The organism is Microbacterium ureisolvens, from assembly GCF_019511645.1.
Lineage (GTDB): Bacteria > Actinomycetota > Actinomycetes > Actinomycetales > Microbacteriaceae > Microbacterium > Microbacterium ureisolvens_A.
Genome location: NZ_JAEUAX010000001.1, coordinates 371,667 through 385,361 on the forward strand (window position 1 = coordinate 371,667; position 13,695 = coordinate 385,361).

The window sequence follows — 13,695 nt, forward strand, 5'->3', positions numbered from 1 at the left end:
TCATCGCGCCGGAACGGGGTGTCCGCAGCGGAAGGAGGTCCACTGGTGGCGGAGAATCCGAGTTGGCGTCGGTATGACCACACGTTCTTCCCGGTGTTCCACGAACGGTTCGAGCAGCGATTCGGAGAAGGCACCGCGCCGTTCCTGGACCCGGCTGTGTACGACGCCGACCAGCCACGACCGCGTGCACAGTGGATAAACGTCGACACCGGGGCCGCGGTCGCGGTGGTCCCGGTCTGGGAGGAGGATCGGTCCGCGCGCTCGTTCGCGGTGTTCTACCTGCCGCCGTACGGGGGCATCTGGGTGCTCCGGCCGCCCGGTCTGACGGGATACACCGAGTCGCCGGGCGACGCATTGGGCGACGACGCCGCGATCGCTCTGCGCAACGACTCGTTCCGCAAGGCCGTCGAGCACGCCGAGAGGTTCATCCACGGCCGCTGACCCTGAGCAGCATGGTCGCCGACGCCGCGATGCGTACCGTTGCGCGTCTGCGGCCGGTCGACAAGGGTGGGACGCATGAGCGCAGTGACCCCGTTCCTCTGGTTCGACGATTCCGCCGAGGAGGCCGTCACGTTCTACACTCGGCTGATCCCGGACTCCGAGCTGGTGACGATCGACCGATACCCGGACGAGGTGCCGGGCATGGGCGGGAAAGTCATGCACGTGCACTTCCGGCTGGGCGGCCGCGACTACTTCGGGATGGATGCCGGTCCGCAGTTCCCGTTCACCGAGGCAGTCTCCCTGTATGTGGCCTGCCGCGATCAGGCCGAGGTCGACCGCTACTGGGACGCCTTGACGGCGGACGGCGGCCAGGAGCAGCCGTGCGGGTGGCTCAAGGACCGTTGGGGGCTGTCCTGGCAGATCATCCCCGACCGGCTCGTGGAGCTGATCCGTCATCCCGATCCCGAGGTCGCGCACCGCGCCGTGCAGGCGATGCTCCGCATGCGGCGCATCGACCTCGCGGCCCTCGAGGCGGCCGTGGCTGACGGATGAGACGCGACGCCCGGTGGCCGGCGGTCGGATGCCTCTTCCTGGCGCTGATCGCGGCATCCGGGTGCAGCGCCCCGGCTGCCCGGCCGGCGCCGTCCTCGCAGGCGCCCACGGTCGGCCCGGCCCCCGCTCCCGCCGCCGAGACATGGTGGCGCGCCGGATCCGTCACGGGCACGCTCGCGTCGGAGCTCGTCGCCCCGTGGTCTGTCGTGCCGCTCGACGGCGGGGGAGCGCTCATCTCCGAACGCGGCGACGGCACGGTGCTCGAACTCACGGCCGCCGGCGAGGTACGCTCCGTCGGCACGATCGCCGGTGTGGTGTCGGGCGGCGAGTCGGGCCTCCACGGCCTCGCGCTGCTGCGAACGGACGGCGCGCCGATGCTCTACGCGTACTTCGGTGCGGCCGACGACAATCGCGTGGCACGGATGCCGCTGCGCGGCGAGCCGGGATCCTTCGAGCTGGGCGAGCCCGAGGTGATCCTCGACGGCATCGCGCGTGCCAGCACGCACGACGGCGGCCGCCTCGCCTTCGGCCCGGACGGGTACCTGTACGTCACGACGGGAGATGCACAGCTGAGCGATGCCGCGCAGGACCCCGACAGCCTCAACGGCAAGATCCTGCGCGTCACCGCCGACGGCGAGCCTGCCGGCGGCAATCCGTGGGCCACCCGCGTGTGGTCGATGGGCCATCGCAACGTGCAGGGGATCGCGTGGACGGCCGATGGCACGATGTGGGCCAGCGAGTTCGGTCAGAACGCCTGGGATGAGCTCAACCGCATCGAACCGGGCGCGAACTACGGCTGGCCCGTGGTCGAGGGGATCGCCGGGCGAGGGGAGTTCGCCGATCCGGTGGCGCAGTGGCCGACGAGCGACGCGAGCCCCAGCGGCATCGCCGCCCGCGGCGACACGGTCTTCATGGCGGGGCTCCGCGGTGAGCGGCTCTGGCAGATCGACACCTCCGCGGGCACGGTGCGCGGCGAACCCGTCGCCGCGCTCGCCGGCGAGTACGGACGGCTGCGGGACGTCGTCGCGCTGCCCGACAGCTCGCTGTGGCTCCTGACGAACAACACCGACGGCCGGGGTTCGCCCCGGCCGGGCGACGATCTGCTCCTGCGGGTGGAGCTCGTCCCGGAGCCGTGAGAGGTGAGTCGGCGCGCCCTCCGGCACGCTACGGTGAAACCGTGACCTCGCAGCCCCGTTGTCCGCATTGTCGCCACTTCGTCTACCTGGACACGCTGCAGTGTCCGAACTGCGAAGCCGAGATCGGCTACCACATCCCGACACGTGAGTTCTTCGGGCTCCGACACGGCCAGGCCGTCGTCGACGGCCAGACCTGGTACACCTGCTCGAATCGCGAGTGGGCCTGCAACTGGCTCGTGTGGGAGAACGCCCCGGCCGGCCGCTGCTTCTCGTGCCGGCTCACTCGTCGCCGTCCCGCCGCCGACGACACCGTCGCCCTCGACAAGCTCGCGAAGACCGAGGAGGCCAAGCGACGGCTGCTCCTGCAGCTCGCCGACCTCGGCCTGCCGATCGTCGGCTGGGACGTCGAGAAGGGCGGACTCGGATTCGACCTGATCTCGAGCCTCTCGGACGGCAAGCCGGTCACCATCGGGCACGCCAACGGCATCATCACGATCGACCTGGCCGAGAGCCTCGACGATCGGCGGGAGGCCCTGCGCGTGCGGCTCGGCGAGCCCTATCGCACGATCCTCGGGCACCTCCGCCACGAGGTCGGGCACTACTACCAGAACGTCCTCCTCACCGACGACGAGCTCTGGGCCCGGTGCCGCGAGCTGTTCGGCGACGAGCGCACCAGCTACCGAGATGCGTTGAAGCGTCACTACAAGCTCGGCGCCCCGTCGGATTGGCACGAGGCCTTCATCTCGGAGTACGCCACCATGCACCCGTGGGAGGACTTCGCCGAGACCTTCGCGCACTACCTCCACATCACCGGCACCCTCCAGACCGCCGCCGTCATCGGCATCCATCTCGACGCGTCCGTGACGAATCTCCGCGACACGGACGTCGTGCCTCTCGAGTCTTACGAGAACGAGCCGATCCAGCGGCTGCTCACCGACTGGGAGTGGCTGTCGCAGGCGTTCAACCGCATCAACCGATCGATGGGCTTCGGCGACCTGTATCCGTTCACGATCGTGACGCCGGTGCGGCACAAGCTCGCCTTCGTCCACGACATCGTGACGCGCGCACCGCTCAGCCCGGGGCAGCAGTACATGCTCGCGATGGCCGGCGCAGGGGCGGGGGAGCCGGAGTCGTCATGAGGTCATTCGCGCGGGGGCAGCGGGTGATCGGTGCGGCGACGCACTACGTCGAGAACCAGCCGCCCTGGCGCGTGGATGTCGACGAGTACACGCTCAACGCCCCGCTCGTGGCGGCCGTCGGTGCGTTCGGGGCGGACTGGGCCGACCAAGGGCTTCGTGAGGCGGGGACGCTGGTCGGGTCGGGATCGTTCCAGCGCGACGCGCATCTCGCGAATGTGCACACGCCCGTCGCGCACGCCCACGACCGCTGGGGTTATCGCCTGGACGAGGTCGAGTACGACCCGTCGTATCACCGGGTGATCGGCGAGGCCGTGTCCCGCGGCGCGCACACGTCAGCCTGGGCGGACCCTCGACCCGGGGCGCATGTCGCGCGCGCGGCGATGTTCATGCTGTTCGCGCAGGTGGAGCCCGGGCACGCGTGCCCGGTGTCGATGACGCACGCCGCGGTCGCCTCGATCCGAGGGACGCCGTGGGTCGCCGACGAATGGCTCCCACGCGCGTACTCGCGCGAGTACGATCCGCGGCTCGTCGTCGACGGCGGCAAGTCGAGCGCGCTCATCGGGATGGCGATGACCGAGAAGCAGGGCGGGTCGGACGTGCGCGCGGGCACCACCGTGGGCGAGTCGATGGGCGGGCATGCGTACCAGCTCACCGGTCACAAGTGGTTCTGCTCGGCGCCGATGTCGGACGGTTTCCTAGTGCTCGCGCACACCCGCAGCGGCGGCGTCGAGGAAGGCCTCACCTGTGTGTTCGTGCCACGCATGCTGCCGCACGGCATACGCAACGTCTTCCGCATCCAGCGGCTGAAGGACAAGCTCGGCAACCGCGCCAACGCGTCGGCGGAGGTCGAGTTCGACGGCACGGTCGGCTTCCTCGTGGGCGAGCCGGGCCGGGGCGTCCGGGCGATCATCGAGATGGTCCAGCGCACGCGGCTCGACTGCGTGCTGGGCACGGCCGCGGGCATGCGGCAGTCGGTCGCCGAGGCGGTGTGGCACGCCCGCGGGCGGGAGGCGTTCGGTGCGCTCCTGGTCGATCAGCCTGCCATGACCGCGGTACTCGCCGATCTCGCCCTTGAATACCAGGCGGCGATGCTCACCGGCCTGCGCCTCGCGCAGCTCTTCGAGGCCGAGGCATCCGCGCGCGATATCGCCCTGCGCCGCCTCGCCACGCCCGTCTCGAAGTACTGGGTGTGCAAGCGCGGCCCGAATCACGCGTACGAGGCGCTCGAGTGCCTCGGCGGGAACGGGTACACCGAGTCCTTCCCGCTTGCCGGACGCTACCGGGAGCAACCCGTCATGGCGATCTGGGAGGGCTCGGGAAACGTCATCGCCCTCGACGTGCTGCGGGCCCTCACCCGAGACCCGGAATCCGGCGAGGCCTTCGCCGACGAACTCGCGACCACGGCGGGCGCCTCGGCGGTGCTCGATCGGCACGTGGAGCGCACACTCGCCCTGCTGGAGAGCCTTGCCGCCGATCCGGACGAGGCCCCTTCTCAGGTTCGTCGGCTCAGCGAGGATCTCGCCCTCGCGTTCCAGGCGTCGCTCATGCTCCGACACGCGCCGGGGCTCGACGCCGACACCTTCATCGCCGCCCGGCTGGGCGAGGACCGCCGAGCGCAGTACGGCGTGCTGCCTTCGGGAACGGATGCCGCGGCCATCGTCGCGCGCCACTGAGGATCCGCCCGCGCGTAGGCTGTTCGAGTGACTGCGGCGCGACGTTCCCTTCTGTTCGCCGCGGTCATCGCAGCCACGGCGATCGTCTGCGCGTCGTGCGCGGCCACCCCTGCTGCGAAGCCCCCGGCGACCCCGTCGCCGTCCGCCACCGCCACCGCCACCGCGACGCCCGATGTCGCAGGTCTCGTTCCGGCGGAGCAGGCGGTCGCCGCGATGTCGCTGCGAGAACGCGCGGCGAGCGTGGTGATGGGCCACATTCCGACGACGGACGCTGCCGCCCTGCGCTCGTACATGGAATCCACCGACGCCGGCGGCTTCCTGCTGATGGGCGCGAACATCCCCGCCGACGAGGCCGCGCTGAAGGAGCTCACCGCCGCGCTCACGGTGGATCCGGCGCAGCCACCGCTCATCGCCATCGATCAGGAGGGCGGTGACGTGTCGCGGCTCCCGTGGGACGATCTCGCGGCCCCGCTCGAACTGCAGCAGGCCGATGCCGCCACCGTCGAGGCGGCGTACGCCGGCCGCGGGGCGCTCGTGCGCCGCGCCGGGATTCCCGTCAACTTCGGCATCGTCGCGGACGTCACCGCCGACCCGAACTCGTTCATCCATCGCCGGGTCCTCGGGACGACGCCCGACACCGCAGCCGCACATGTGGCGGCGGCCGTCGCCGGTGAGAAGGGCAGGGTGTTCTCGACTCTGAAGCACTTCCCGGGTCACGGCGCGGCTCCGGGAGATTCCCACTCATCGATCCCGTCCACGCCGATGCCGATCGACCAGTGGCGCGCCGCCGACGCGGTTCCGTTTCAGGCGGGGGTGGACGCCGGGGCCGAACTGCTCATGTTCGGTCACCTGGCGTACACCGCCGTCGACCCGGCGCCGGCGAGCCTCTCATCGGAGTGGCACCGCATCGCTCGCGACGAGCTCGGCTTCGAGGGCGTGACGATCACGGACGATCTCGGGATGCTGGAGGACTCGGGTCTGCCCGATTACGCCGATCCTGTCGCGAACGCCGTCGACGCCCTTGCGGCCGGCAACGACATGGTGCTGACCGTGGTCTCGTCGACGCCGGAGACAGCACCGCGCATCATCGACGGCATCGTCAGCGCGGTGGAGTCGGGCGCCGTGCCCGCGGAACGACTCGACCAGGCCGCGACCCGCGTGATGGAGCTGCGTCTCGCCGTCGCCGAGGCGGGAGGGGGCGAGCTGCCGTGCACGACGTGCGCGGACCCCGCCGAATGAGTCAGTCGCCGGCGATCTGGAGGAGCCTCGCGCGAAGGAGCTGACCTCGCTCGGCGAAACCCCGCTGCGCGCGGACGTACGCGGCCTTTCCCTCCGCAGTCTCGATGGGCACGGCGTCGTAACCCCAGTCGGCGAGGTCGTACGGCGACGCGCGCATGTCGAGCTCGCGGACGTCGCGGGCCAGCTCGAAGGCATCGAGCAGCACCTCACCGGGCACGAGCGGCCCGAGCTTCACCGCCCACTTATAGAGGTCCATGCCTGCGTGCAGGCAGCCGGGCTGCTCGAGATCGGACTGGCTCTCACGCGTGAGCGTATCCCTGTTGCGCGGGACGGCCTCGGGCGTGAAGAAACGGAAGGCGTCGAAGTGCGTGCAGCGCAGGTCGTGAGCCTCGACGACCGCGTCCGTCGAGTCCTGCCCCAGCCGCAGCGGGACGGGATGCCGGTGCTCAGCCTGCCGGTACACCATCGCCCACTCGTGCAGCCCGAAGCAGCCGAAGCCCGGGGCGCGTCCGGCAGTGGCTCGGAGGATACGCGCGACGTTCGCGACGAGCCCACCCCGCTCGGCGCGGAAGCCTTCGCCGTCGACCGAGAGAGCTCCGGGCACATGGCCCGGACGATACCAGCGCCATTCGGCGCGCGCATCGGAGGAGGCATCCGCCAGCTCCACGCCCTCGCCGGGGTGCCAGCGGTGGAGGACCGCCGGTTTGTACGAGTAGTACGTGAAGAGGAAGTCCTCGACGGGGTGAGTCTCGTGGCGGGCGGCGCGTGAGCGATGCGCCGCAGTCAGGGCTCGGGCGCGCTCCTCGTGAGCAGCCGAACGCTCGCGCCACACGGCCCCCGCCAGCACAGGGGCTTCAGCAGGCGCGATCGTCACCGTTCGAGGATACGCGGGGCGCCTGGGCCGGGACGGCGCCTGTGGTCAGGAGTCGACTGGCTCGATCAGCTCCGGCGAGTTGTTGCGCACGTTTCCGACGGCCTTCGACACCTCGTGGTCGTCGAGCGTTTCGGCGAGGGCCGGAGCGGCGTCGATCGCCGCGTCGAGCACGTCGCGCACGTTGTCGGTCGTCGGGTCGAGCCAGGCGTCGGCGTGGTCAGGATCGAGGAAGAGCGGCATGCGGTCGTGGATCGAGCCGAGGTGCCCGATCGAGTCGCGGGTGAGGATCGTGAAGCTCAGCAGCCAACGCTCGGGGTCGTCGTCGCCCTTCGTCTTGTCGCGCCACCACTCGTAGAGCCCGGCGAGGAACAGCGGCTCGCCGTCTGCGGGGTGGATGTAATGAGGCACCTTGACGCCGTCGACGTTCTTCCACTCGTAATAGCCCGAGACAGGCACCACGGCGCGGCGCTTCTCCAGGGCGCCGCGGAACATCGGCTTGTCTTCCAGTTCCTCGGCGCGGGCGTTGAAGGCGCGCGCGCCGATCTTGGTGTCTTTCGCCCAGGAGGGGATCAGGCCCCAGCGGGCAGCCTCCAGGCGGCGCGTGGGGGGTTCGGTCTTGGCCGAGTCGAGCACGATCGCGGCGCTGCTGGTCGGGGCCACGTTGTACGACGGCTCGGGAAGGTCGTCGCCTTCGACATCGACGCGCAGCACCCCGACGAGGTCGGAGCCGGCACTGGCCACTACGAAGCGTCCGCACATGCGGCCAGCCTACGCGCGGACGCCGACATCGCAGCGGGCAGGACCGGTCAGGCTTCGAGCGCTCCGGCGGCGCCGAGGACGCCGACATCCTCCAGTCGTTCCAACAGGCCCGCGCCGTCGCTGTCGCTCACCCACGGCACCTTGGCGGCGGCATGGTCGTTGACGGCCGTGCGTCCGCCCGCGAGCACGGCCTCGGCGGGGGAGAGGCGCCGGATGGCGACGGCCACGACGCGCGACGGATGCTCGTCGGTGAACGTGGTGTAGATCGCGTCATCGTGCTGGCCGTCGTCGCCGATCAGGAGCCACCGTACGTGCGGGAACTCGTCGGCGAGGCGACGCAGGTTGGAGAGCTTGTGCGCCTTTCCGCTGCGGAACCACCGGTCGTGGGTCGGGCCCCAGTCGGTGAGCAGGAGCGCGCCCGGCGGGAAGACGTGGCGGCTGAGGAACCGGATCAGCGTCGGCGCGATGTTCCACGCTCCCGTGGAGAGGTAGATGAGGGGGGCGCCCGGGTTCTCGCGCACGACGCGCTCCATGAGCACCGCCATGCCCGGGACCGGCTGGCGAGCGTGCTCGTTGACCACGAACGAGTTCCAGGCGGCGAGCAGCGGGCGAGGAATGGCCGTGACCATGACGGTGTCGTCGACGTCGGAGACGATTCCGAACCGCACGTCCGGTGCGACGATGTAGGCCCGCGTCTCGACCGGCGCGCCGCCTTCCACCGACATCGTGAAGCTCTGCCAGCCCGGCTGGAGGTCCGCCGGGAGCCTCGTGTCGATCACACCGCCCCGATCGGCGACGACCTCGTGGTCCACGCCCGCGATGGTCACCGTGACCTGGGCGTACCCGATGGGGACGGCGGCGAAGCTTCGCCAGCCGCGCACGCCGGCGTACTCGCCGGAGGTCGTCTCCTTCACCGGCGGGACGATCATCACCCGACCGAGAACCCGCACCCAGTCGGGGCCGCCATAACCCGGGAAGGGCGCGACGGTGGGCGTCTGGCCGCGGCGGCGCGCACGCCGCTCGCGCCACGCATGGAACCGGTACTCCAGGCGTGCCAGCCACAGGATCTTGGCGCGCACATTCGGGGGATCGGTGTGGGGCACCCCTTCAGTCTTTCATGTCCGCCACGGGCGACTCGTCCGGGCCCTCGTGCTCCAGGTGCTTGCGCTCCGCCCGCTCGATGACCTTCTTGCTCACGAAGACGAGCACCAGGAACAGCACGATGACGCCGACGAAGATGTAGCCCGCGTAGTGCAGCTGGTCCGCAAGCTCGCGGTAGGTGCCGGCCGCGACGGCCGCGACCGAGATGTAGAGCGTCGACCAGATGACGCATGCCGGGATCGTCCAGGCGAGGAAACGGCGGTACGGGTAGCCGCTCATCCCGACGGTGAGGGGAACGAGCGAATGCAGCACCGGCAGGAAGCGTGAGATGAAGATCGCCGGGCCGCCGCGACGTCGCAGATATCTCTCCGAGCGTGCCCAGTTGTCCTCGCCGATGCGCCGGCCCAGCCGCGAGTGCTGAATCCGCGGACCCAGGAAGCGACCGAGCCAGAACCCGATGCTCTCGCCGATGAGGGCGCCGATGACCACCGCGATCCCGAGGATCACGCCCTCCAGCACGGACGAGACCGCCGTCCCCGCGACGATCACCACCGTGTCGCCCGGCACGACGAGCCCGATCAGCACACTGGTCTCGAGCATGATCGCGAAGCCGGCCAGAAGCGTCCTGACGATGGGGTCGACGCTCTGCACGGCGTCGAGCAGCCACGTCAGGAACTCATTCACGCCATGAGCCTAGAGGTCTGCGCGTCCCTCTAACCTGGGAACATGACGGAGTCCCTCGCCGCCGCGGACGTCGCGCACTGGGTGGATCCGGCCTCCGTCTTCGCCGCCGTGTTCCAGCAGGAGCCGCACTGCTTCTGGTTGGACGCCGGGCCCGATTCCCGCGAGGGATGGAGCTGGATCGGCGCGGGTGCGCCCGCGGACCCGGCGCACGTGCGGGCGACGACATGCTCCGCCGCCCCCGCACACGGCGACGGGAACCCCTTCCGCGGCGGCTGGGTGGGCTGGGCGGGCTACGACGAGGCCGCAGCCCGCGCGGGCGCCCCCGCGTCCGGCGAGGCCGATGGCGTTGCGCAGGACCTCTGGCTGCGCGTGGAGCGCCTGGTCGCGTTCGACCACGCGGGGAAGACCGTTCGGGTCTATGCGCCTGCGGGCGCGGTCGACGACCTCGCCATCGCTGTCGCCGCGTCGACCACCTCAGCCGCTCTGCCATCGCACGTCCAAGACCACGGCGTCGCTCGAGCGCGGCACCGCGCCGACGCGTACGCCGCGCTCATCGAACGCTGCCGTGACGCGATCCGCGAGGGCGACGCGTATCAGCTGTGCCTCACGACCCGCTTCGAGGTCGCGGCATCCGTCGATCCTGTCGAGGTCTATGCCCGCCTGCGGGCGGCGACGCCCGCTCATCACGGCGGTTTCGTGCGCTCGGGCGGTACAGCACTGCTCAGTGCGAGCCCCGAGAGGTTCCTCCACGTCGAAGGGGTCCCCGATGGCGGCGCGGTGGTTCGCACACGGCCGATCAAGGGCACGCGCCCGCGCGGCGCGGATCCGGCCTCCGACGCGGCGCTCGCGGCGGAGCTGCGCGCGAGCGAGAAGGAGCGCGCTGAGAACGTGATGATCGTCGACCTCATGCGCAACGACCTCTCGCGTGTGTGCGTGGATGGCACCGTAGGGGTCGACGCCCTGCTCGAGGTCGAGTCGTATCCCGCGGTGCACCAGCTCGTGAGCACGGTGTCTGGCCGGCTCGTCGCCGGCACGACCGTTGACGACCTGCTGGCGGCTACCTTTCCGGCCGGCTCCATGACGGGGGCGCCGAAGCTCTCGGCGATGAGGATCCTGCACGACCTGGAGGGCGCACCGCGCGGAGTCTTCTCGGGATGCTTCGGCTGGGTCGGCGACGACGGCGCGCTGGATCTCGCCATGGTGATCCGCTCGATCGTGGTGCGGCCGGACAGCGCCTACGTGGGTGCCGGGGGTGGCATCACGTGGCGATCGGATGCTGCGGCCGAGGTCGCCGAGGTGGGGATCAAGGCGCGCGGGCCCCTCGCCGCGCTGGGCGCCGACTTGCCGCCGGGCTGGTGAACCGCCCGTTCCGCTAACCTGGAAGACGCGCTTCGCGCGCTGCGCGCGCTTTCCGGCTTCCATGATTGGCACTTTCCACGTGAGTCAGACCGAAACCCCCGACACCTCTGCGCCCACAGAGGGCTACGACGCCTACTCGATCCAGCAGAAGTGGCAGGCGCGCTGGGCCGAGGCCGACCCCTTCCGCGCCGGCGGCGCCGACGACACGCGCCCCCGCAAGTACGTGCTCGGCATGTTCCCGTACCCCTCCGGCGACCTCCACATGGGCCACGCCGAGAGCTACGCGTACGTCGACATCGTGGCGCGGTTCTGGCGTCACCGCGGCTACAACGTCCTGAACCCGATCGGGTGGGATTCGTTCGGTCTCCCCGCAGAGAACGCGGCGATCCAGCGCGGGGCCGACCCGCGCGAGTGGACCTACGCGAACATCGAGCAGCACAAGAAGAGCTTCCGCGAATACGGCTCGTCCTACGACTGGAGCCGCATCCTCCACACCAGCGACCCCGAGTACTACCACTGGAACCAGTGGCTGTTCCAGCGCCTCTACGAGCGCGGCCTGGCCTACCGCAAGGAGAGCCCGGTCAATTGGTGCCCCAACGACCAGACCGTGCTCGCCAACGAGCAGGTCGTGGACGGGCACTGCGAGCGCTGCGGCGCCGAGGTGATCAAGAAGAAGCTCACGCAGTGGTACTTCAAGATCACCGAGTACGCCGACCGGCTCCTCGACGACCTCAACCAGCTCGAGGGGTTCTGGCCGCAGAAGGTCATCCGCATGCAGCGGAACTGGATCGGCCGCTCGGTGGGCGCCGACATCGACTTCGAGATCGAGGGCCGCGCCGACAAGGTCACGGTCTTCTCGACGCGCCCCGACACGCTGCACGGCGCGACGTTCATGGTCGTCGCACCCGACAGCGACCTGGCAGCGGAGCTCGCCGCCGGCTCGTCCGCCGAGGTGCGCATGCGCTTCCAGGACTACCTCGAGAGCGTGCAGCGCGAGACCGAGATCGAGCGCCAGAGCACCGATCGTCCCAAGACCGGCGTTTTCCTCGACCGCTTCGCGATCAACCCGGTCAACGGCGAGCGGCTGCCCATCTGGGCCGCGGACTACGTGCTCGCCGACTACGGACACGGTGCGGTCATGGCCGTGCCCGCGCACGACCAGCGCGACCTCGACTTCGCCCGCGCGTTCGACCTGCCGGTCAAGGTCGTGGTCGACACCACCGCCCCGATCACCGGTTCGATCCCCGTCATCGAGCTCGACGAGGAGGGCGTGCCGATCGATCCGGGTCCGCTCGAGACCCTGGCGGACATCGATCCCGCGACCACCGGCATCGCGCTGACCGGCGACGGCCGTGTCATCAACTCCGGCTCGCTGGACGGACTGTCCAAGCGCAACGCGATCGCCCGCATCATCGAGCAGCTCGAGGCCGCCGGCACCGGGCGCGCGGCGAAGTCATACCGCCTGCGCGACTGGCTCATCTCCCGCCAGCGTTTCTGGGGCACGCCGATCCCGATGATCCACACCGAGGACGGACGCATCGTGCCCGTCCCCGAGGACCAGCTGCCGCTGCGCCTCCCCGACGCCCGCGGTCTCGACCTCGCCCCCAAGGGCACGTCGCCGCTCGGCGGTGCGACCGACTGGATGAAGACGACCGACCCCGGGACGGGCGCACCGGCGCTGCGCGACCCGGACACGATGGACACGTTCGTCGACAGCTCCTGGTACTTCCTGCGGTTCCTGGCGCCGAACGACTCGAACGAGGCGTTCCCCTCGCGCGAGGCGGACCGGTGGGCGCCGGTCGACTCGTACATCGGCGGCGTCGAGCATGCGATCCTGCACCTGCTGTACGCGCGGTTCATCACCAAGGTCCTCTTCGACATGGGGCTCATCGACTTCACCGAGCCGTTCTCGAGCCTGATCAATCAGGGCATGGTGCTCCTCGACGGCTCGAAGATGTCGAAGTCGAAGGGCAACCTCGTCGAGTTCGCGTCCAGCATGATCGACCCCGGCGCCGACGCGGTGCGCACCGCGATCGCGTTCGCCGGTCCGGTGGAGGACGACATCAACTGGGAGGACGTGTCGACGACGGGCGCCCAGAAGTTCCTCGCGCGTGCATGGCGCGTCGCGACGGACGTGACGAGCGACCCCGACGTGGTGTGGGCCGAGGGCGACGCGTCGTTGCGCCGCGTGACCCACCGTCTGCTCGCCGATGCGCCGGGGCTCGTCGAGCAGACGAAGTTCAACGTGGTGGTCGCCCGCCTCATGGAGCTGGTCAACGCGACGCGCAAGGTCATCGACACGGGTGCCGGCCCCGCCGACCCCGCCGTGCGTGAAGCCGCCGAGGCGACTGCGATGATCCTCGACCTGTTCGCTCCGCACCTCGCGGAGGAGATGTGGGAGATCCTCGGGTACGACGGGTTCGTCGGCCTGGTGCCGTGGCGCACCGCCGATGCGACCCTGCTCGTCGAGGAGAGCGTGACGGCGGTCGTGCAGATCGACGGCAAGGTGCGCGGCACCCTGCAGGTGCCGGCGCGCATCGACGCCGCCGAGCTCGAGCGTCTCGCCCGAGCCGACGAGAAGGTCGTCCGCTCGCTCGCGGGTCGCGAGATCACCCGCGTGGTCGTGCGCCCGCCGAAGGTCGTGAGCTTCAGCACGCACTGACCGCTCCTCCACAGCGACCGGGGTCCTGGGGATGTGCACATCCTCGGGACCTCCGGCGTCTGCGACCCCGCGCACC

The 13,695-nt window shown here is 70.3% G+C and carries 12 protein-coding genes; 8 read left to right on the top strand and 4 right to left on the bottom strand.

Going from position 1 to position 13,695, the window contains the following annotated elements; translation table 11 throughout:
* The first annotated feature begins 45 nt into the window (after positions 1-45).
* From JNB61_RS01780 to JNB61_RS01805, 6 genes are all read left to right on the top strand, one after another.
* On the top strand, positions 46-441 hold the full coding sequence (locus JNB61_RS01780) for a hypothetical protein (RefSeq protein ID WP_159844012.1): 396 nt from the start codon (positions 46-48) through the stop codon (positions 439-441).
* Positions 442-516: 75 nt separating this feature from the next.
* Entirely contained in the window at positions 517-993 is a 477-nt protein-coding gene (locus JNB61_RS01785) for a VOC family protein (protein ID WP_159844014.1), read from the top strand.
* A complete protein-coding gene (locus tag JNB61_RS01790; RefSeq protein WP_220338588.1) occupies positions 990-2,129 on the top strand; it encodes a PQQ-dependent sugar dehydrogenase in 1,140 nt (379 codons plus the stop codon). The genes JNB61_RS01785 and JNB61_RS01790 overlap by 4 nt, the downstream gene beginning before the upstream one ends.
* Before the next feature lie 41 nt (positions 2,130-2,170).
* On the top strand, positions 2,171-3,268 hold the full coding sequence (locus JNB61_RS01795) for a zinc-binding metallopeptidase family protein (protein WP_220287560.1): 1,098 nt from the start codon (positions 2,171-2,173) through the stop codon (positions 3,266-3,268).
* On the top strand, positions 3,265-4,941 hold the full coding sequence (locus JNB61_RS01800) for an acyl-CoA dehydrogenase family protein (protein ID WP_220338589.1): 1,677 nt from the start codon (positions 3,265-3,267) through the stop codon (positions 4,939-4,941). The genes JNB61_RS01795 and JNB61_RS01800 overlap by 4 nt, the downstream gene beginning before the upstream one ends.
* A gap of 27 nt (positions 4,942-4,968) precedes the next feature.
* A complete protein-coding gene (locus JNB61_RS01805) occupies positions 4,969-6,180 on the top strand; it encodes a glycoside hydrolase family 3 N-terminal domain-containing protein (protein WP_308289050.1) in 1,212 nt (403 codons plus the stop codon).
* A 1-nt stretch (position 6,181) separates the two neighbouring features.
* Here the strand turns inward: JNB61_RS01805 and JNB61_RS01810 are convergent, their stop codons facing one another.
* Genes JNB61_RS01810 through JNB61_RS01825 form a run of 4 tightly spaced genes read right to left on the bottom strand, consistent with a single transcriptional unit; the run spans position 6,182 to position 9,598 of the window.
* Positions 6,182-7,054, bottom strand: coding sequence for a 3-methyladenine DNA glycosylase (locus JNB61_RS01810; RefSeq protein WP_308291182.1), 873 nt, complete (start codon positions 7,052-7,054; stop codon positions 6,182-6,184).
* A gap of 45 nt (positions 7,055-7,099) precedes the next feature.
* Entirely contained in the window at positions 7,100-7,813 is a 714-nt protein-coding gene (locus tag JNB61_RS01815; RefSeq protein ID WP_220338590.1) for an SOS response-associated peptidase, read from the bottom strand.
* Between the two features lie 47 nt (positions 7,814-7,860).
* The gene (locus tag JNB61_RS01820; RefSeq protein ID WP_308289052.1) at positions 7,861-8,916 is read right to left on the bottom strand and encodes an App1 family protein; all 1,056 of its coding nucleotides are present in this window, start codon (positions 8,914-8,916) and stop codon (positions 7,861-7,863) included.
* Positions 8,917-8,920: 4 nt separating this feature from the next.
* Entirely contained in the window at positions 8,921-9,598 is a 678-nt protein-coding gene (locus tag JNB61_RS01825; RefSeq protein ID WP_159844025.1) for a DedA family protein, read from the bottom strand.
* A gap of 42 nt (positions 9,599-9,640) precedes the next feature.
* Between JNB61_RS01825 and JNB61_RS01830 the strand changes: the two genes are divergently transcribed.
* Positions 9,641-10,957, top strand: a complete 1,317-nt coding sequence (locus tag JNB61_RS01830; protein ID WP_220338591.1) for an anthranilate synthase component I family protein — start codon at positions 9,641-9,643, stop codon at positions 10,955-10,957.
* 61 nt (positions 10,958-11,018) lie between these two features.
* Positions 11,019-13,619, top strand: coding sequence for a leucine--tRNA ligase (gene leuS, locus JNB61_RS01835; protein ID WP_220287567.1), 2,601 nt, complete (start codon positions 11,019-11,021; stop codon positions 13,617-13,619).
* Positions 13,620-13,695: the final 76 nt, after the last annotated feature.